The following is an 18,813-nucleotide window of genomic DNA, read 5'->3' on the forward strand; positions in this document are numbered from 1 at the left end:
GCCTTGATCGTGTCGATCCCGTGCTCCAACCCGGGAGGGGACTCCCCGGAGCGGCGGTAGGACGGGCCCCACCCCTCACCGCAGTCGATGAGGTACTGCGAACCGTGCACGGTGAGCAGCGTGGAGATGCCCACCCGGTCGGAGCCGCCCCGCGCGCAGCGTCTCGGTCAGCATGGCCGCGGGATCCTCGACCATCCCGTGCGAACGGTAGGCCACGTGGTTGTCGGGGCGCACGAGCACCATGCCGCCGTCCGCGACCACGGCGGAGGACTCACAGGACTGCCCGAGCTCCACGCCGTGCGCGTTGAACTCGTAGTTCTTCAGCTCCAGGGCGTCGCGCAGCGCCTGACGACGCCGCTCCCCCTCCTCCGAGGCCTCCTTGCGTGTGGCGATCTGCCGGTTCATGGACTCGGCGTCATCGCGCGGGTCCACACCGAGCGCATCCAGCACGGCGCCGAGCTGACCGAGCGACGTGTTGGCGCGCTTCACGATCTGCTCACCCACGGGAACGCGCTCGTCCTGGTAGGAGCCCAGCAGTTCGGGACCCGCGAAGCCCTTGAACACGTACGCGAGCTTCCACGCCAGGTTGTAGGCGTCCCCGATGGACGTGTTGGACCCCAGCCCGTTGCTCGGCGGGTGCCGGTGGGTCGCGTCACCCATGGCGAAGACCCTGCCCTCCATGTTGCGCGTGGCCCGCATCTCGTTGACGGTCCACAGCGAGAAGGACTCGACCTCGATGTCCAAGTTCGGGTCCCCGATCAGGTTGCGCACGATCTCCCGCGTGGACTCCTTGGCCAGCTCCGGGGGCGGCTGTTCGATGTCGTAGCCCCACGTGATGAGCCACTTGTTCCACGGACGCACCATGCGCACGAGACCCAGACCGATCCCACCGATCGCGGCGCCGGGCTGGAGCGCCCAGTACAGGACGGACTCGCGGTTCTCGCAGTAGGGCGAGAGGTCCATGTCGCACACGATGTTCATGGACCCGGACTTGCCCATGAGGCCCTCCATGGGCAGCCCCAGCTGCTCGACCACGCGGGAACGACCGCCATCGGCACCCACCAGGTACTTGGCGTGGACCGTGTAGGACGCCCCGGTGAGCCGGTCGTGCACGAGGGCGTGCACGGCGCCGTCGTCCTGCTGCAGCGTGACGAACTCGGTCTTCCAGCGATACTTGGCGCCGCGCGCCTGGGCGTTGCGCACCAGGATCGGCTCCAGGTGGGTCTGCGGGAGGTCGCAGTTCAGGGACGGCGACGCCGCCACATAGTCCGCGTGCCGGTCCGGGCGGTTGCCCCACGAGCGGACTCGGCCGAGTTCCTCGCCCGCGATGGTCGTGCAGATGACCGCCTCACCGATCTGCTCGTGCGGAGCTGCCTCCGCGAGGATCTGGTCCTCAATGCCCAGGTCACGCATGATCTCGACCGTGCGCTGATTGGTGATGTGGGCTCGGGGGGTGTCCGCCGTGGTCGAGTACTTGCTGACCACCAGGACGTCCACCCCCAGCGAGGCCAGGAACAGGGCGGAGGACGATCCGGCGGCGCCGTGACGGCACGGCGCTCGCGGTGGAGGGGAAAGGGGTGGGCTCAGACGTCCTCGGGGGCGAGCACCACGTCGAAGCGGGTGCTGGCCCAGCTCTCGTCCAGGCGGCGGCCGTCCGGGGTGGGCTCGTTCGCGTCATGGGTCTCGAACGTCTTGATCAGGGAGTCCTTGACGCCGAACACCGAGTCGCCGGCCTCGAGTTGCGGATCCCCCTCCACGAAGATGTGGGTCACGAGCGTGCGCCGCCCCGGGGCCGAGACCATGAAGTGCAGGTGCGCGGCGCGGTACGGCGAGCGCCCGGTGCTCTGCAGCATCTTGCCCACGGGCCCGTCGTGCGGGATGGGGTACGGGGTGGGTGTGAGGCCCCAGAAGCGGAACGTCCCATCGTTGTCGGATTCGAGCCATGCGCGGCCGTAGACCCGGCCGTCGGTGTGCTGGACGTCGTACAGACCCTCGTCGTCCGCCTCCCACACCTCGATGCGCGCACCCGCCACGGGGTTGCCGTCCGTGTCCTTGACGGTTCCCTCGACCCAGCACGGCTGGCCCGGGGCACCCCCGGCGATGTCTTCGCCCTGGTCGATACGCGGGGCGTCCTGGGTGAAGAACGGGCCGAACACGGTGGCTTCCGTGGCGTCCTCGTAGGCCTGGTTGTTCACGGCGATGGTCTGCATGGAGATGCCCAGCACGTCCGAGAGCAGCACGACTTCCTGACGGGTGTCCGTGGTGATGTTCCCCGCGTCCGTGAGGAACTTGATCGCGGCGTTCCACTCGTCCTCGGTCAGCCGGGTCTCGCGCACGACGGCGTGGGCGTGGGTCACGACGCTGCGCAGCACCTCCGCGAGGCGCTGGTCGGGGGACTCGTCGAAGGACGCCAGGACCTGTTCGGTGAGTTGCGCTTCGCGCTGGCACTGCTCCTCACTCTCGGTGCTGTCGGACGCGTCACCGGTCGCGGCCGTGACCACCGAGGGGTTCTCCCCCTGCAGGGCCGCGCGCAACAGCACGGTGAGGTTCTCGGTCGTGGGCGTGACCGGGTTGGACTCCGGGATGGCCTGGAGCGAGCGCTCCACGGCCTCGGTAACGTCCTCCTCGGTGAAGCCGACGTCGGACAGCGCCCGGGGTGCGTCCAGGTCCTTCCGCAGTGCGGCCAGTGCGTCGTTGGCGGCCCGGGCCTCCCCACCGGCCACGGTGCCCTCGTACCCGAGCGCGGCGGCGAGACGGCCGGCGAGTTCCGGGACGGCCGGGGCGTTGAACGCCAGGACGTACGGCAGCACGGTCGCGTGGGTCTCGGCGTGGGGCAGGTTGAACGTCCCCCCGAGCACGTGCGCGATCTTGTGGTGGATCCCCGAGCCCGCGGACGCGAACGACAGCGCGGAGAGGTAGCAGCCGTAGAGCGCCTGCTCACGGGCGCGCATGTCCTCGGGGTCCTTGACGATCCCCCGCAGGGCGATCGCGAGTGCCCGCGCACCCTCGAGCGCATGCGCTTGGTTGATGGGATCGGCCTTGGGCGCCCACAGCGAGTCCACGCAGTGCGCGAGTCCGTTGAGCCCGGACGCGACCGACAAGCCCACGGGCAGGGAACGCGAGAGTTCGGCGTCGTAGATCACAGCCTCGGGCAGCACCTTGGGGTCCAGGCCGGTGGACTTGGTGCGGTCCTCCGTCATACCCCACATGCTCGTGGCCTCGGAGCCCGCGTAGGTCGTGGGCACGGCCAGGAGGGGCAGCCCGGAGGTCAGTGCGATGGCCTTGCCCAGCCCCGTGGTGGAGCCGCCGCCCACGGTGACGAGCGCGTCCACGTCCGCCTCGCGTGCGGCGTCCCGCGCGCGCTCGGCGAGTTCCACGGGGACGTGCTGGACGACGTCGTTCCACGTCAGGGCGGGCTGCGCACGCTCGGCTACCTGCCGGACCAGCTCGGCTTCGTGCTCCCCCGCGATGATCATGGGGCGCGTGGCGCCGAGGCGGTCGAGTTCGGCCACGAGGTGTTCGGCGGCCTTGCCCGAGCCGAACAGGACACGTTGTCCCAGGGTCGTGTGCTCGAAGACCATCGGCCGGGGCGCTGAGTCGGAACGCTGGATGGACATGGGAAACCTGCCTTGACTGGACGATCCTGATGTCCTTGCAGTGTGGTGCACACCATATTCATAGATCCAATACAATTTTTTCTCGGCAGACATAAGGACACATTATGGATACGCGCCAGCTCACGTACTTCCTCGCGGTCGTGGACCACCAGGGCTTCACTGCCGCGTCCGCGGCCCTGCGGATCACGCAACCGGCTCTGAGCAACACCGTGAAGCAACTCGAGAAGGAATGCGGCGTGCCGCTGCTGCACCGCGGCGCACGCGGCACCCGGCCCACCGAGGCCGGCAAACAACTCGCCACGGACGCCCGGCGCATCCTGCACGACCTCGCGTCCACCACAGCGCGCATGCGGTCGATCGCCCAGGGTCGGCGAGGTCAGGTCACGCTGTCCGTGGCACCCGCGTTCGAGTGGTGGCACCTGCCGCACGCGCTGAACATCTTGGAGAGCGCGGCCCCGGACATCGACATCGACCTGCGGGACCCCTCCCCGGACATCACACTGCGCACGTTGCACGAGGGCGTGATCGATCTGGGGGTCGTCCTGACCTCGGACGTCTCCGCCCTGCGGCGGATCCACGGCGCGGACCTCTCCCTGGAACCCCTGCTGACCATGCCGCTCGTGGTGCTGTTACCGCGCAGCATGGACACCCTGCCGCCTTATGTCTCCTTGGCGGACCTGGCGTCCGAGACGTGGCTCGTGCCCGCCCGCTACCCGGGACTGTCCGGGTTGCCGGAGTTACTGGCCAACGTGTGGCGCGAACGCCCCACGACCCGCCCGGCGGCCGTCACGGAGGTGTCCACGCTGCAAACATGTGTCCCGCTCGTGGCGGCCGGGCGCGGGGTGGCGCTCGTGCCCGAGCAGGTGCGGGAGATCATGGGCGCCAAATGCGTGATCCGGAAGGTGCGGGAGAGCGTGGCGCAACAAACCGCCGTCGTCGGCTGGCGCACGCAGCAACCGCTGTCCCCCGCCGCCCTGCGCGTCAAGGACGTCCTGTTGGACCCCGCCACGTGGGCGCGACCCGGGGACGCCGTGGGTCCGGATCCCGCGCTCGAGCAGGAACAGAGCTGATGACCACCTCCTGCCATAACCGGCGCTTATCGGTCATCCCGCGTTCCTCGTGAAGCGACGCACGTACCGGGCTTAGGCTGGGAGACAGCACGCGGCGTCGTCGTCGGAGGACGTCGTCGCAGGAAGTGGGGGAGACGGTCATGGACCCGTTCGTATCACCCGATTGGCTCGCCGAGCACCGCGAGGACGTGGTGCTCGCGGACGCCCGCATGTACCTGGACGGACGCAGCGCGGAGGCCGCCTACCTGCAGGGACACCTGCCCGGCGCGGTATTCGTGGACGTGGCCACCGCGCTCGCGGCCCCGGCCTCCCCGGAGAAGGGTCGGCACCCGCTGCCCACCCCCGAGGATTTCGCCGCGGCGATGTCCCGGGCGGGCATCGGCGACGACACCACGGTGGTCGCGTACGACGACGCCGGCAACGTCATGGCCGCGCGCCTCATCTGGATGCTGCGCACCACGGGCCACCGCGCCGCGCTGCTCGACGGCGGCCTGTCTGCCGCAGGCTCCGGCGAGCTGGAACGACGCCGCACGGTCCTCCCCGAGGCACGTTTCACCCCGGTGCCGTGGCCGCGCGACGCGCTCGCGAGCATCGACGAGGCGGTCCACGGCCCGCTGGTCGTGGACGCGCGCGACCGCACACGGTTCGCGGGCAACACCCCCGATCCCGTGGATCCGCGCTCCGGCCACATCCCGGGCGCCGTGAACGTCCCGTGCCGTGAGCACCTGACCGAGCGACAGACCCTGCAACCGGTGGAGCAGTTGCGGGAGCGATTCGAGCGCGCGGGGGTCACGGACGCGCACCACATGATCTCCTATTGCGGCTCCGGTGTGACGGCGTGCCACAACCTCCTCGTGGCCGAGCACGCGGGACTCGGCACGGGACGGCTGTTCCCCGGGAGCTGGTCCCAGTACTCCCACACGGACCGCCCCGTGGAGACGTCCCCTCAGGGCTGAACCATCCATCACGGTACTTACGGTTTCCCCACCTCGGTGCCAAGATGGGAAGCACCACAGTGGTTAGCGCCACGGACAGTACAGGAGGCACGTCATGACTCAGCAACCCGAGAACCCGGATCCCATCGCGTCCGCCGGTCAGATCGACGATCCCGACCAGCCCACCACCGTGCAGGGCCACGACGACTCCCGCGCCGGCCGCGACACCCAACCGGATGAGAGCTCCGCGGAAGGGGACCCCGACCAACCCGGCGCGGTCCCTCGCACCACCGTCGTCCCGGCGGGCGCCACCGATCCGGGCACCGTCGACGGCGCGGCGAACGCGACCGATCGCGGCGTCGTCGAGGAGCGCACCGTCCGTGACGACCGCGACATCGTGCGTGATGACCACGGCAAGCCGCCCAAGGCGTTGAAGGAGACCGGCTTCCCCAACGTGGGCGAGGGCACCGTGGACGAGCAGAGCGCACGCGACGTCGATTCGGAGGCGCTGGCCGGAACGCGGAAGTTCCAGCCCAGGCCCGGGGATCCCAACCCGAACATCTCCGCGAACCCCGCCAACCGCCCGGACGTGGACGGCGAGGTCGACGACGAGGGCAACGCCCAGTACGAGCGCGCCGAGGAGATGCCGGACATCGAACCCGTGCGGCACTCGCACATGGTCGAGGACCGTGTCCAGGAGCAGGAACGCGACTACGACCTCGAGACCACCGAGGACGGCGAGCGCTACCTCACACCCAAGGACCTGCCGAACAACTGACGGCGGTCCCCCAAGCGCGCCCGGTCGGACACCCGTTCGACCGGGCGCGACGGCGCGCTGCTGCGGTTCCTGAACGGTGTCGAGTGGGTGGGCAACAAGTCGCCGCACCCGTTCTGACTCTTCGTGATTCTCGCCGGTCTCGTGGCGGTGCTGTCCGCGGGACTCGCGACGGCCGGTGTCACCGCGCAGAAACCCGCGGCCGGGGACGCGGAGACCGTCCTGACCCGAATGACCAAGAAGTACCACGCGGAGGAACGCTCCGAGGCGGAGGCCGCACGAGCGGCCGAGGCCGGCGACGGCGAGCACGCCGAGACCTTCACGGCCCAGACCTGACGGTCCCGTCCCGGCGGGAGACCACCGCCCTGTGGGCCGCCGTGGGAAGCTCGCCGTGGGCCTGGCCATCTACTTCACCCTTGTTGTTCATCCCCGGCCCACAGTTCCCCGGGGAGGACGGCAGCCCCCTGACCTCGGTGCTGATCAGCGGTGTCGCGGTGCCCATCGGGCTGCTGTTCTTCGTGTGCGGTATCGCTTACGGGATCGTGGCCGGGACCATCGACAAGGCCTCGAACGTGCCGCCCATGATGGCGTCCGCGGTCACCCAGGTGGCCCCGCTGATCGTGCTCTTCTTCGCGGCCGCCCAGTTCATCGCGTGGTTCGGCTGGTCCAACATAGGCACGGTGCTGGCCATCAAGACCGCCGGGGTGCTCGGCTCCCCCACACGCTGACGCCGCAATGTTCACGGACACTTCGCTCGTTGTCCCCCAAAAGGGACAGTGTTGTCCCCTTAAGAGTTCGACGTCGCCGTGAACCGCGTTCTCCCAGGTCATCGTGGGATTACGCGGGGATGGAACTGCGTTCTATGAAAATGAAAAATCACGGGTTGATTACAACGCGGATGTGGCATTGCAGCGACCCGGACAAGTTGTCAGCCTGTTTGCTATGGCGAAGACGACATCACCTCGAACATGGATGACCACCCTTGCCCTGGTCGGGGCGTTCGCAGTGACCGGATGCGGGTCCAACAACGATTCCGGCCCGGGCAACGGCGCCGCCGGGGCCACCCAGGGGAGCACGCCGCAGGGTGGGGAGCAGACGAGCACCGACGCGAGCGGCACACAGTCCCAGACCGGTGACTCGCCGTCCGGTGAGGCGCAGTCCGGGGCGAGTGCCACTCCGGATGCCGACCACAGCGCGGACGTCTACGAGCTCACGGAGACCTACACGGATCCGGCGAAACTGTTCACGGTGAAGTACCCCAAGTCCTGGAAGGTCCAGAAGGACAACGGGTACCTGGAGTTGACCAGCCCGGACGAAAAGGTCCAGGGCAAGGTGGCCTCCACCAAGGTCCGACCCCCCAAGGGCGATTGGTTCACCCGCCCCGCCCACCCCCTGATCGGGGAGGAAACCGGGTTGAGCAAGCAGGTGGGCACCCAGGTGTTCACGTACTCCACCTACGTCCCGGCCCCGCCGCACAGCGAGCGCAGCGATTCGATCCTGTGGGGGCTCACGGAGTCCGGCAGCCAGGGCATCGTGTCCCTCCCGGGCGGGGACAAGCGGGACGAACTGTGGGCGGAGTTCTACTACGCCCCCGTGAACAAGGGGAACCGACCGCTGTCCCAGAGCCAAGGGGTCAAGCTGGTCAATCAGATCAACGAGACGGACGAGGCCGGCACGGTGGATGCGATCCTCAAGTCCATCCGGGCCGTCGACTAGAGACGACCCGCCGGCCGTTCGTCGGGGCGGGGCAAAGAGCGCGGGGAGAGTGGCCGGTGCGGTCATTCCGGTGGGCTGCCGGGATGACCGCACTGATGTTTTTCGGCGGGTGATCCGAGTGGGCACGCCGATCCGATCACTTGAGAACACCCCTGCGTCATGGGCAAACGCTGAGGTGTCCTACATCACAGGTGCATCACACTTTATTGTTCACTATTGCAAACAACATGGCTCGGATCCACGCTGGAGCCATGACACACAACACAGCCCGCAGCTGGGCCATCACCCTCGGTATCACGTCCGCCCTCACCCTGACGGGGTGCACCGCGTCGAATGGCGCGGCCACCCCCACGAGCTCCGACACCACCACGCACAGCACCGCACCGCCGCAATCGGGCGGGACGGCGACGTCGACTGCGGGGTCCGCCGCGCCGTCGGCGACACAGCCCGGGGACTCCGGAACGACCGCACCATCCACGCCCTCGGCGTCGGATGCGAGTTCCGAACCGGTTGGGGCGCCCGGCGCCACCACTGAACCGACCGAGCCCGCACCGGGCGACCAGACAGGTGACACGATCGCCCTGTCCGAGACCTACACCGCGCCGGACGGGGCCTTCAGCATGAAGTATCCCGCCTCGTGGACCGCGAAGACGGATCAGGGGTACTTGGAGCTCACGAGCCCCACGGGTCAGGCGATGGGTCGGATCGCCACCACGGACGTACGACCGCTGCGCGAGGACTGGTTCACGTCCCCCCGCTACACGGTGCCCGGTGAGACCACACAGTTGTCCGAGGACATCGGGGCGCAGGTGAGCGCGTACTCCGCGTACCTCCGCAGCGCCAAGGGTCCGGACGAGGACTCCGTGCTCTTCGGCCTCTCACAGGTCAACTCCTCCGGCCTGGTGAGCCTGGCGGGAGGCGAGACGGGTCGCGAGTTGTGGGTCGAGTTCTCCACCGGCCCGGTCAACACGACCGGGAGGTTCGTCACCGATGAGGAACTGGTCGACATCCTGAACACCACGGTCACCACTCACCCGGACGTCCCCGCCATCCAGGCGATGCTGCACAGCATTTCCATGGACTGACACGCGACGCACTGAGCCACAAGATTCCAGGCAGTGCCGCGTGCATTCAGGGGTCTGCGGAAGCCAGTATCGAAATTCTGGGCACCCTGGAGCCAGTATCCGGCGAGCGAGTGGTTTTGGAGTGCCTAGGAAATCGTGCCTGGCTTTAGCTGCCCCAGAAATCGCCGGTGGCTTCGGAGTGCCTCGAAGTGCGCGGATGGCCTGCCGGGCCCGAGAGCTGCGGCGCGACGCTGGCCCTCGGCGGCTACTTCCGGAACGCCTCCAGCAGGGCCTTGCTGCCGGCGGCGAGCAGAGCGACGTCGGCGCCCACGTTCACGAAGTCCGCGCCCGAAGCGAGGTAGTCCCGCGCCTGGTCCTGGGCGAACGCGTTGACGCCCACGAACTTGCCGGCGGCCTTCACCTCCGAGATCACGTGCTTCACGGCGGCCACGACGTCCGGGTGGGTCTGCTGACCAAGCAGCCCCATGGACGCAGCGAGGTCCGACGGGCCGATGAACACACCGTCCACGCCGTCCACGGCGGCGATCGCGGCGGCGTTCTCCACGGCAGCGGCGGACTCCGCCTGAACGATCAGCGTGATGGTCTCGCGTGCCCGGGTCAGGTACCCGGGGATTCGGTTCCACCGGCCGGAGCGGGCCAGGGCGGAGCCGACGCCGCGCACACCCCCGGGCGGATAGGCCACCGCCCGAGCGGCGGCCTGCGCCTCTTCGACCGAGTCGACCATGGGCACCACGAGCGACTGGGCGCCGAGGTCCAGGTACTGCTTGATGAGCACCTCGCTGTTCTCGGGGACCCGCACGACCCCGAGCGTGGGGTAGGCGGCGATCGCGCGCAGCACGGACTGGATGGTCTCGAGCGACAGCGGCGAGTGCTCGCCGTCGATCAGCAGGTAGTCGAAACCGGCCCCGGCCAGGATCTCCGCGGCGGCGGGATCCCCGGAGGAGTGGAACATCCCGATCACCGGCTGATCGTCAGAGGCCAGCGGGAAGAGGTCCTTGAGGCTCGGCAGCACACCGGGCAGGTTGGGAGCGTCCTCCGCGCGGAACGCGTGGATCAGATCGTTCACTCGAACCGACATGTGATGGCCCCCAGATCTCCGTAATCGGCGTGCACGGTGTCCCCGGGGTGGACCCACATGGGCTTGGTGAAGGAACCGGCCAGCACGATGCTTCCGGCGGGCAGGGTGTCGTCGTGCGCGGCGAGCTTGTTGGCCAGCCACGCCACACCGTTCGCGGGGTGGTTGAGCACGGCCGCGGCCACGCCGGTGTCCTCGAGACTCTCGTTGCGGTACAGCAGCGCGGAGACCCAGCGCAGGTCCACGGAGTCCGGAGCCACGGGGTTACCGCCGTAGACCATCCCACCCAGTGCCGCGTTGTCCGAGATGGTGTCCACGATCGTGCGACCCTCCATCTCGAGGCGCGAACTGAGGATCTCCAGCGCCGGGACCACGTACTCGGTCGCGCGCAGGACGTCGAAGATGGTCGCGTTCGGCCCGGTCAGCTCGTCCCGGAGCACGAACGCGAGTTCCACCTCGATGCGCACGTTCGAGTACTGGTCGTGGCGGATCACGGAGCCGTTCTCGTACACCTGGTCCGCGAAGATCGCCCCGTAGTCCGGTTCGGTGATGCCCGTGGCCTCCTGCATGACCTTGGACGTCAGCCCGATCTTGCGCCCCACCAGCCGACGCCCGGCGGCCTCGCTGCGGCGGCGCCACTCGTTCTGCACCGCGTAGGAGTCCTCCACGGTCATCTCCGGGTACTGCTGCGTGAGCCGCGGAATCATGGTGCGCTCGCGCTCGGCCGCGGCCAGATCGTCCGCGATCTGAGTGATGCGTTCCTTCTCCAGCATGGTGTCTCCCTCGCGTTGGTCGTGGAAGCCGAACGGTCAGAGCTGGTGACCCAGCTTGTACTCGCCCTGCTTCCACTCGGGCATGGACTCCTCGCCCTCGGAGGGGCGGGTGTAGGAGAAGCCGTCCGCGCCGATGGTCGCCGCGAGCTCGGACTCCTCGGTGCGGGCCACGACCTCCTGCGGGTTGCCGTCCAGGTCCAGCACGAGGGAGGCGTCCGTGTACCAGGACGGAACCACAGGGGTGCCCCACCAGTCGCGACGCTGGTTGTCGTGGACATCCCACGTGACCACGGGGTTGTCCGGGTCACCCGTGTAGTAGTCCTGCGTGTAGATCTCCACGCGGTGACCGTCCGGGTCGCGCAAGTACAGGTAGAAGGCGTTGGACACGCCGTGGCGGCCGGGGCCGCGCTCGATCATGTCCGAGCGGCGCAGCGCACCGAGCTTGTCGCAGATCGCCAAGATGTTGTGCTTCTCGTGGGTGGAGAAGGCCACGTGGTGCATCCGGGGACCGTCGCCGCCGGTCATGGCGGTGTCGTGCACGGTGGGCTTGCGGCGCATCCACGCGGCGTACACCGTGCCCTGCTCGTCCTGGATGTCCTCGGTCACGCGGAAGCCCAGGTCCTGCATGAACTTGGTAGCGCGGGGAACGTCCGGGGTGACCTGGTTGAAGTGGTCCAGGCGCACCAGGGCACCCGGGGTGTAGAGGTCGTAGCGCCAGGCCAGGCGCTCCACGTGCTCCACGTCGTGGAAGAACTCGTACGGGAAGCCCAGGGGGTCCTCCACGCGCACCGACTCGCCGATGCCCCTGGTGAAGCCCTCCGCGCGGCGTTCCACGCGGCATCCGAGCTCCTCGTAGAAAGCCACGGCCTTGCCCAGGTCCTCGGGGGTGCGCACACGGTAGGAGAACGCGGCCACGGCGGCCACGGGGCCCTGGCGCAGCACCAGGTTGTGGTGGATGAACTCCTCGATCGAACGCAGGTAGATGGTGTTCTTGTCCTCCTCCGTGACCGTGAGCCCCAGCACGTCCACGTAGAACTCGCGAGACTTCACGAGGTCCGTGACCACGAGCTCCATGTACGCGCAGCGCAGGATGTCCGGCGCGGGCACGGACGGGGTCGTGATGGGGTTGTCGGTGGTGATCGGAGCTTCCTGCGAAACGTAGAAGCCCGAGGACGTCATTGTCCGATCAGCGGGATTCGTCATGGTGTGTCCTTCTCGTGGGTGGCACCGGGTAGGTAGAGGAGGGGGACGCTCAGGCGTCCATTTCTTCGGTGGCGTCTTCCTGCTTGCCGAACACGGGGTTGTGCACCTCGCCCAGGTTGATGTGCACGGCCTGCTGGTCCGTGTAGAAATCAATCGAGCGGTAGCCGCCCTCGTGGCCCAGCCCGGACGCCTTCACGCCGCCGAACGGCGTGCGCAGGTCACGCACGTTGTTGGAGTTGAGCCACACCATGCCCGCCTCCACGTTCTGCGCGAAGTTGTGGGCCCGCTTGAGGTCGCTCGTCCAGATGTAGGCGGCCAGGCCGTACCTGGTGTTGTTGGCCAGCTCCAGGGCTTCTTCCTCGGTGTCGAACGGCGTGATCGCCACGACCGGACCGAAGATTTCCTCCTGAAAGATCCGGGCGTCCGGCTTGACGTCCACGAACACCGTGGGGGCCACGTAGTTACCGGTCTCGAAGCCCTCGGGGCGACCGCCACCGGCCACCAGACGGGCCTCCTGCTTGCCGATCTCCACGTAGGACATGACCTTCTCGTAGTGCTCGGGGTGCACGAGCGCGCCCACCTCGGTGGACGGGTCCGAGGGCAGACCCACCTTCACGCGCTTGGCCTGGGCCGCGTAGCGTTCCACGAACTCGTCGTAGATCCCGCGCTGGACCAGGATGCGCGAACCCGCGGTGCAGCGTTCGCCGTTGAGGGAGAACACACCGAAGATCGTGGCGTTGATCGCGCCCTCCAGATCGGCGTCGTCGAACACCACGGCCGGGGACTTGCCGCCCAGCTCCATGGACAGACCCTTGAGGAAGGGCGCGGCGTTGCCGAAGATGATCTGCCCGGTGCGGGACTCGCCCGTGAACGAGATCAGCGGGACGTCCGGGTGCTTGACCAGCGAGTCGCCGGCGTAGCCTTCCTCGCCGAAGCCGTTGACCAGGTTGAACACACCGGCCGGGACACCGGCCTCCTCGAAGATGCCGGGCCACAGGGACGCGGACAGGGGCGTGAACTCGGCTGGCTTGAGCACCACGGTGTTGCCCGTGGCCAGGGCCGGACCCAGCTTCCAGGACTCGAGCATGAACGGGGTGTTCCACGGGGTGATCAACCCGGCCACACCGATCGGCTTGCGGTTGACGTAGTTCACCTGGCGGCCGGGGACCTTGTAGGCGTCGTCGATCTGGGCGACGATCAGGTCCGCGAAGAAGCGGAAGTTCTCCGCGGCGCGGCGCGCCTGACCCAGGGCCTGGGTGATGGGCAGACCGGAATCGTAGGACTCCATGGCGGCGAGCTGGCCACCGCGGGACTCCACGATGTCCGCGATCTTGTGTAGCACCCGCGAGCGCTCACGGGGCAGCATCTTGGGCCAGGGCCCCTCGTCGAACGCCTTCTTAGCTGCGGCCACGGCAGCCTCGATGTCCGCCTTCTTACCGGAGGCGGCCTTGATATAGGGCTTGTTGGTCACGGGGTTGAGCACCTCGAACGTGTCCCCGTCCACGGAATCCACCCATTCGCCGTTGATGTAGTGGCGGATGGAATCGGGAAGGTTCTCGGGCGTGGTCTCCTGCAGAGCTGCCATGGGATGACTCCTCCAGTCGGTGACTTCTGACGGGTTGCTTCTGATTGCGTGTTCTTGATGGACCGGTCCTGACCGGTCGCGCCCGGCCGGCGGCCCGATCGGTACGGGTGGGTCGGTGGTTCACGAGCTCCGGCGCTACGGCTCCTCCTGGGTGTCGGCGCGGCTGCTGAGGTAGCTGCGAAGGGTCGCGGAACGGTGCTGGCGCACGGCGCGCTCCACGGCGTCGGCCGGGGCGCGGGTCTCGATGAGGTGCAGGATGTGGTAGTGCTCGTTGACCGAGGCGCGCGCACGTTCGGGGATGAACGAGAACGTGGAGGTGCGCAGGTGGTTGAGCCGTTCCCACTCGACCATCACGAGGTCGTTGAGACGTTCGTTGGGGCACCGGCACGCGAGCACCCGGTGGAACTCGTGGTTGGTCTCGGTGAACGCCTGCGGGTCGAAGTTCTTCAGGGACGCCTCCAGGGAGACGTTGAGCTGGCGGGCGTGCGCGAGGTCCGCCGCGGTCATGTGTTCCGCGGACAGCGCGGTGGCCGCACCCTCCAACAGGCCGAGGGTCTCCATGCTGTAGCGGTACTGCTCACCGTTGACCATGGACACACGCGCACCCACGTTGCGCTCGAAGGTCACGAGGCCCTCCGCCTCGAGCCGCCGGATGGCCTCGCGCACGGGCACCACGGACATCTCCAGGGTCTCCGCGATGCTCGCGAGCACCAGTCGGTAGCCGGGCGAGAACGCCTGGGTCATGATCTGGCTCTTGATCCAGTCGTAGGCACGCTGGGCCTTGCTGGGGGCCCCGGTGGTCGTGGTCACGGATTCCTCGGTTCGCTAGGGGTGTCGGTCAGTCGTCGGAGGCGGGGTGTTCCGCCAACCACTGCTGGAATTCTTCCTGCCACTGCCCCGTGGGCGGGAAGAGTCCCTTGACGGGGTTGCCCTCGGCGACGCGCTCGGCCACCCAGGCGTCCTCGCGCTCCTTGGCCAGGGCGGCGTCCACGACGTCCTCGGCGAGCTCGCGCGGGATCACGATGACACCGTCGTCGTCGCCCACGATCACGTCACCGGGCAGCACGGTCGCGTTGCCGCACGCCACGGCGACGTCCTGGTCCCACGGGACGTGCCGGCGGCCCAGCACAGCGGGGTGCGCGGTCTGCGCGAAGACGGGCAACCCGATCTCGGCGACGGCCGCGTAGTCGCGCACACCGCCGTCGCTGACCACTCCCGCCGCGCCGTTGAACTGGGCGCGCAGCGCGAGGATGTCACCGAGCGTGCCGGAACCTGCCGCCCCGCGGGCCTCGATCACGATCACCTCACCCGGGCCGACGGCGTCGAAGACCTGCTTCTGCACGTTGTACCCGCCGCCGTGGGACGTGAAGAGATCCTCGCGGTTGGGCACGAAGCGCAGGGTCCTGGCCGTGCCGACCATCGTGGTGCCGGGCGTCTGCGGGTACACGCCTTCGATCACCACGTTGTTGAGTCCGCGCTTGCGCAGCTCCGCGGACAGCCCGGCCGTGGGCGCCTTCTCGAGCTTGGCGCGCAACGCCTCGGGCAGTGCCGCGGCGTCGGAGTCCGGCAGACCCGCGGCCTCGCGGGAACCCCACGCCTCCTCGCGCTGCTTGTCGTCCACGGCGGGCATGGCGCCCAGCCCCTCGTCGAAGCTCTCGTCACCCTCGGTCACGTGGCTGATCAGGCGGCCCGACGACGGCGCTCCCGCCACCTCCGGCGCGTCCACCTCGATCTCCACGACGTCCCCGGGCTGCGCGACCGATGAACCGGCGGGGGTGCCCGTGAGGATCACGTCCCCCTCCTCGAGGGTCAGGTGCTGGGAGAGGTCCGCCACGAACTGGGCGAGCGGGAAGATCATGTTCTCCGGGGCCGTGGTGTCCTCCTGGACCAGCTCACCGTTGCGCCACGTGCGCACGCGCAACTGCTCCGGGGAGATCTCGCGGGCGTCGATCAGGGAGGGGCCCAGCGACGTGTAGCCGTCACGGCCCTTGTTGCGCAGGTTCGAACCCTTGTCCGCGGCGCGCAGGTCGTAGAGACCCCAGTCGTTGGCGGCGGTCACGGAGGCCACGTGGGACCACGCGTCCTCGAGGGAGACGTTCTTCGCGGGCGTCCCGATCACCAGGGCGATCTCGCCCTCGAACGCGAGCAGCTCGGTGCCGGCAGGGCGTTCCACCGCGGTGCCCGAACCGCCCAGCGAGCTCGAGGGCTTGAGGAAGTAGGACGGGACGGCGGGCTTGCGACCGCGCTGCGCCGCACGGGACTCGTAGGCCACGTGCACCGCGATGATCTTTCCCGGATGCACGGGAACCGGCTGTTCAGGGGCTCCGAATGAAGCCTGCTGAGCCTCCTGAGGGTTCTCGATCACGGCCACCGCCTCCTCGTCAGAATGTTATTTGAAATCGTATATTATCTATATATTCTGAGCAAGTGGCGTGGATCACATCATCTCCCCCTGGGACACCCGGGCGGCGCACCCACCCCAGAGAACCAGACTCGCCGGACGAAGGAGTCACATATGGCGACCCGCGATCCCATCGCCCACGAAACAACGGCCAGAAGTGCCACGCGGCGTCGTGAGCAGCGCAAGGTCGTGGCCGGAACCATCATCGGTACCAGTATCGAGTGGTACGACTTCTTCCTCTTAGCCTCCGCCGCGGGGCTCGTGTTCGACCACTTATTCTTCGAGCCCATAGACCCCCAGGCGGCCACTTTTATGGCCTTCACCACAGTGGGCCTGAGCTTCCTCTTCCGCCCCCTCGGGGCGTTCCTCGCACGGCCCCTCGTTTCCGTATTCCCGTGCACCCGGGAGGACCATGGGGCTGGAATTGTTACCCAGAACACAGATCGTATATGATCCATGACACACTCTTTCGACGCCACCGAACCACCCCGGGGCGGGCAGCGTGGCCCGCACCCGTCGTACGGATCTCACCGGTGGAACCGCACAGCACGGACGCCGCCCCGCGGCACGTCCGCGACTCGGACCCGGATCCCGGACCCTGCGGGAACACCCTGCGAGATCACCGCATAAGCCAGGAGAAGGCATGTTATTTCACCAGAACGGATACGTCTCCGAGGATCCCCGGATCGAGGAGCCCCGCGGCTGCGGCGTGGACCGCCCCGAGGACCTGACCGACACCATGGACGTGCTGATCGTGGGCACGGGACCGGCGGGTGTGATCGCGGCGGCACAGCTGTCCCAGTACCCGGACGTTAACACGCGCATGATCGAGCGCCGTCCGGACCGGTTGGAGATCGGCCAGGCGGACGGTATTCAGGCCCGCAGCGTGGAGACCTTCCAGGCCTTCGGTTTCGCGGAGGAGATCACGCAGGAGGCGTACCACCTGCGCGAGATGTGCTTCTGGAACCCGGATCCCATCAACCCGCAGAACATCGTGCGCACCGGCCGCCCCGCGGATGACCCCCACGGCGTGTCCGAGTTCCCGCACCTGATCGTGAACCAGGCCCGCGTGCTGGACTACTTCCTGCGCTCGGCCGAACGCGGCCCGGCCCGGATCACGCCCAACTACGGCATCGAGTTCGTGAACCTGGAGATCGACCAGGGCCAGGAGTACCCCGTGGCCGTGACCGTGCGCTACGCCGCCGGTGAGCGCGAGGGCGAGGAGCGCACGGTGCGCGCCAAGTACGTCTTCGGGTGCGACGGCGCGTCCTCCCGCGTGCGCAAGGCGATCGGTCGCACACTCAGCGGCCAGGGCGCCCACCACGCGTGGGGCGTCATGGACGTGCTCGCCAACACCGATTTCCCGGATATCCGCACCAAGTGCGCGATCAACTCCGTGAACGGCTCCATCCTGCTGATCCCGCGCGAGGGCGGGCTGCTGTTCCGCATGTACGTGGATCTGGGCGAGGTCCCCGAAAACGACAACCACGAGATCCGCAAGACCCCGGTGGAGGAGATCATCCGCCGCGCGAACAAGATCCTCAACCCCTACAGCGTGGACGTGAAGTCCGTGGCCTGGTCCTCCGTGTACGAGGTGGGCCACCGCCTCACGGACCACTTCGACGACGTCGACACCGAGGACCGCGGCACCCGCGTGCCCCGCGTGTTCATCGCCGGGGACGCGTGTCACACCCACTCCGCCAAGGCCGGCCAGGGCATGAACGTGTCCATGCAGGACGGCTGGAACCTGGGCTGGAAGCTCGGGGCGGTGCTCTCCGGGCGCGCGGACGAGTCGCTGCTGGACACCTACTCCGAGGAACGTCAGGTGATTGCCAAGAACCTGATCGACTTCGACCGTGAGTGGTCCACCCTCATGGCCACCCCCCAGGACAAGCTGCCGGATCCCACGTACCTCGAGGACTTCTACGTGAAGACCGCGGAGTTCCCGGCCGGGTTCATGACCGAGTACCAGCCGTCCCTGATCACGGCGGGTACCGACCACCAGGACTTCGCCGAGGGCTACCCGGTGGGTAAGCGCTTCAAGTCCGCCCGCGTCCAGCGCGTGTGCGATTCCATGGTCGTGCACCAGGGTCACGAGGCCACCGCGGACGGGCGCTGGCGCATCCACGTCTTCGCGGACAGCTCCGTGGCCGGGGCGGATTCCCCCACCACCGCGTTCGCCGAGTGGTGGCAGAACGATCCTTCATCCCCGCTCGTGGCGCTGCGCCGTGATGACGACGGCGATGCCACCCTCTTCGACGTGGACGTCACCTACCAGCAGCCCTACACGGACGTGGACATCACCAAGGTGCCGCGCGCGTTCAAGCCGCAGGTGGGCCCGTTCGAGCTGAACTACTGGGAGCGCGTCTACGCCGCGATCCCCGGCGAGGACGTCTTCGACGTGCGCAAGATCAGCCGCGACGGCGCCGTCGTGGTGGTCCGCCCGGATCACTACGTGGCCGCGGTCCTCCCGCTGGATGCCACCGCTGAGCTGGGCGAGTTCTTCGCCGGGTTCCTGCGCAGGGGGTGACCCGCAGGGCCCCTGCTGACCCCGGGTATGAAACGACCCGCCGCGCAC

17 protein-coding genes are annotated in these 18,813 nt (G+C 68.2%); 9 read left to right on the top strand and 8 right to left on the bottom strand.

The window, feature by feature from the left end; genetic code table 11:
- Positions 1–75: 75 nt before the first annotated feature.
- Both RF650_RS08095 and RF650_RS08100 read right to left on the bottom strand, forming a co-directional pair.
- Positions 76–1,632 carry an FAD-dependent oxidoreductase gene (locus RF650_RS08095; RefSeq protein WP_368814682.1) on the bottom strand — a complete coding sequence of 519 codons (1,557 nt, stop codon included), beginning with the start codon at positions 1,630–1,632 and terminating at the stop codon, positions 76–78.
- Positions 1,584–3,617 (bottom strand): maleylacetate reductase and hydroxyquinol 1,2-dioxygenase domain-containing protein, encoded by a 2,034-nt coding sequence (locus RF650_RS08100; RefSeq protein WP_368814609.1) that lies wholly within the window; start codon positions 3,615–3,617, stop codon positions 1,584–1,586. Before RF650_RS08100 ends, RF650_RS08095 begins: the two co-directional genes overlap by 49 nt.
- Positions 3,618–3,721: 104 nt before the next feature.
- On the opposite strand from RF650_RS08100, the gene RF650_RS08105 reads away from it, so the two are divergent.
- The 7 genes from RF650_RS08105 to RF650_RS08135 all read left to right on the top strand — a co-directional run bounded on the left by RF650_RS08105 (position 3,722) and on the right by RF650_RS08135 (position 9,198).
- The gene (locus RF650_RS08105) at positions 3,722–4,687 is read left to right on the top strand and encodes a LysR family transcriptional regulator (protein ID WP_368814610.1); all 966 of its coding nucleotides are present in this window, start codon (positions 3,722–3,724) and stop codon (positions 4,685–4,687) included.
- Between the two features lie 140 nt (positions 4,688–4,827).
- Positions 4,828–5,643, top strand: a complete 816-nt coding sequence (locus tag RF650_RS08110; protein WP_239319740.1) for a sulfurtransferase — start codon at positions 4,828–4,830, stop codon at positions 5,641–5,643.
- 94 nt (positions 5,644–5,737) lie between these two features.
- The gene (locus RF650_RS08115) at positions 5,738–6,400 is read left to right on the top strand and encodes a hypothetical protein (protein ID WP_368814611.1); all 663 of its coding nucleotides are present in this window, start codon (positions 5,738–5,740) and stop codon (positions 6,398–6,400) included.
- A gap of 123 nt (positions 6,401–6,523) precedes the next feature.
- Positions 6,524–6,733: a hypothetical protein gene (locus RF650_RS08120; RefSeq protein ID WP_368814612.1), complete on the top strand. Its 210-nt coding sequence runs from the start codon at positions 6,524–6,526 to the stop codon at positions 6,731–6,733.
- Positions 6,734–6,813: 80 nt separating this feature from the next.
- Entirely contained in the window at positions 6,814–7,125 is a 312-nt protein-coding gene (locus RF650_RS08125) for an AbgT family transporter (RefSeq protein ID WP_368814613.1), read from the top strand.
- A 214-nt stretch (positions 7,126–7,339) separates the two neighbouring features.
- Complete coding sequence (locus RF650_RS08130; protein ID WP_368814614.1) at positions 7,340–8,113, top strand: hypothetical protein; 774 nt, start codon at positions 7,340–7,342, stop codon at positions 8,111–8,113.
- Between the two features lie 251 nt (positions 8,114–8,364).
- Positions 8,365–9,198: a hypothetical protein gene (locus RF650_RS08135; protein WP_368814615.1), complete on the top strand. Its 834-nt coding sequence runs from the start codon at positions 8,365–8,367 to the stop codon at positions 9,196–9,198.
- A gap of 244 nt (positions 9,199–9,442) precedes the next feature.
- On the opposite strand, the gene RF650_RS08140 is transcribed toward RF650_RS08135, so the two are convergent.
- The 6 genes from RF650_RS08140 to RF650_RS08165 form a co-directional block, all read right to left on the bottom strand.
- Positions 9,443–10,150: an aldolase/citrate lyase family protein gene (locus RF650_RS08140; RefSeq protein WP_239319856.1), complete on the bottom strand. Its 708-nt coding sequence runs from the start codon at positions 10,148–10,150 to the stop codon at positions 9,443–9,445.
- Positions 10,151–10,260: 110 nt separating this feature from the next.
- Positions 10,261–11,046, bottom strand: a complete 786-nt coding sequence (gene hpaH, locus RF650_RS08145) for a 2-oxo-hept-4-ene-1,7-dioate hydratase (RefSeq protein ID WP_368814616.1) — start codon at positions 11,044–11,046, stop codon at positions 10,261–10,263.
- A gap of 36 nt (positions 11,047–11,082) precedes the next feature.
- Positions 11,083–12,249 (bottom strand): 3,4-dihydroxyphenylacetate 2,3-dioxygenase, encoded by a 1,167-nt coding sequence (gene hpaD, locus RF650_RS08150; RefSeq protein WP_368814617.1) that lies wholly within the window; start codon positions 12,247–12,249, stop codon positions 11,083–11,085.
- Positions 12,250–12,298: 49 nt separating this feature from the next.
- Complete coding sequence (gene hpaE / locus RF650_RS08155; RefSeq protein ID WP_098054630.1) at positions 12,299–13,834, bottom strand: 5-carboxymethyl-2-hydroxymuconate semialdehyde dehydrogenase; 1,536 nt, start codon at positions 13,832–13,834, stop codon at positions 12,299–12,301.
- A gap of 135 nt (positions 13,835–13,969) precedes the next feature.
- Complete coding sequence (locus tag RF650_RS08160) at positions 13,970–14,644, bottom strand: GntR family transcriptional regulator (RefSeq protein WP_368814618.1); 675 nt, start codon at positions 14,642–14,644, stop codon at positions 13,970–13,972.
- Between the two features lie 28 nt (positions 14,645–14,672).
- Positions 14,673–16,199 carry a fumarylacetoacetate hydrolase family protein gene (locus RF650_RS08165; protein WP_368814619.1) on the bottom strand — a complete coding sequence of 509 codons (1,527 nt, stop codon included), beginning with the start codon at positions 16,197–16,199 and terminating at the stop codon, positions 14,673–14,675.
- Between the two features lie 150 nt (positions 16,200–16,349).
- Here RF650_RS08165 and RF650_RS08170 point away from each other — a divergent pair, with 150 nt between their 5' ends.
- Together RF650_RS08170 and RF650_RS08175 are read left to right on the top strand one after the other, a co-directional pair.
- Positions 16,350–16,688 carry a hypothetical protein gene (locus RF650_RS08170; RefSeq protein WP_368814620.1) on the top strand — a complete coding sequence of 113 codons (339 nt, stop codon included), beginning with the start codon at positions 16,350–16,352 and terminating at the stop codon, positions 16,686–16,688.
- A gap of 190 nt (positions 16,689–16,878) precedes the next feature.
- Positions 16,879–18,765 (top strand): FAD-binding monooxygenase, encoded by a 1,887-nt coding sequence (locus tag RF650_RS08175; protein ID WP_368814621.1) that lies wholly within the window; start codon positions 16,879–16,881, stop codon positions 18,763–18,765.
- The last annotated feature ends 48 nt before the right edge of the window (positions 18,766–18,813 follow it).

It is taken from the genome of Kocuria sp. CPCC 205297, from assembly GCF_040981035.1.
GTDB lineage: Bacteria > Actinomycetota > Actinomycetes > Actinomycetales > Micrococcaceae > Kocuria > Kocuria marina.

Excerpts from the sequence above, each read along its gene's own strand:
- RF650_RS08170 (WP_368814620.1), top strand. The coding sequence starts at position 16,350 with ATGGCGACCCGCGATCCCATCGCCCACGAAACAACGGCCAGAAGTGCC.
- RF650_RS08100 (WP_368814609.1), bottom strand. The coding sequence starts at position 3,617 with ATGTCCATCCAGCGTTCCGACTCAGCGCCCCGGCCGATGGTCTTCGAG.
- RF650_RS08140 (WP_239319856.1), bottom strand. The coding sequence starts at position 10,150 with ATGTTCCACTCCTCCGGGGATCCCGCCGCCGCGGAGATCCTGGCCGGG.
- RF650_RS08115 (WP_368814611.1), top strand. The coding sequence starts at position 5,738 with ATGACTCAGCAACCCGAGAACCCGGATCCCATCGCGTCCGCCGGTCAG.
- RF650_RS08175 (WP_368814621.1), top strand. The coding sequence starts at position 16,879 with ATGTTATTTCACCAGAACGGATACGTCTCCGAGGATCCCCGGATCGAG.
- hpaE (WP_098054630.1), bottom strand. The coding sequence starts at position 13,834 with ATGGCAGCTCTGCAGGAGACCACGCCCGAGAACCTTCCCGATTCCATC.
- RF650_RS08135 (WP_368814615.1), top strand. The coding sequence starts at position 8,365 with ATGACACACAACACAGCCCGCAGCTGGGCCATCACCCTCGGTATCACG.
- RF650_RS08110 (WP_239319740.1), top strand. The coding sequence starts at position 4,828 with ATGGACCCGTTCGTATCACCCGATTGGCTCGCCGAGCACCGCGAGGAC.
- RF650_RS08130 (WP_368814614.1), top strand. The coding sequence starts at position 7,340 with ATGGCGAAGACGACATCACCTCGAACATGGATGACCACCCTTGCCCTG.
- RF650_RS08105 (WP_368814610.1), top strand. The coding sequence starts at position 3,722 with ATGGATACGCGCCAGCTCACGTACTTCCTCGCGGTCGTGGACCACCAG.
- hpaH (WP_368814616.1), bottom strand. The coding sequence starts at position 11,046 with ATGCTGGAGAAGGAACGCATCACTCAGATCGCGGACGATCTGGCCGCG.
- hpaD (WP_368814617.1), bottom strand. The coding sequence starts at position 12,249 with ATGACGAATCCCGCTGATCGGACAATGACGTCCTCGGGCTTCTACGTT.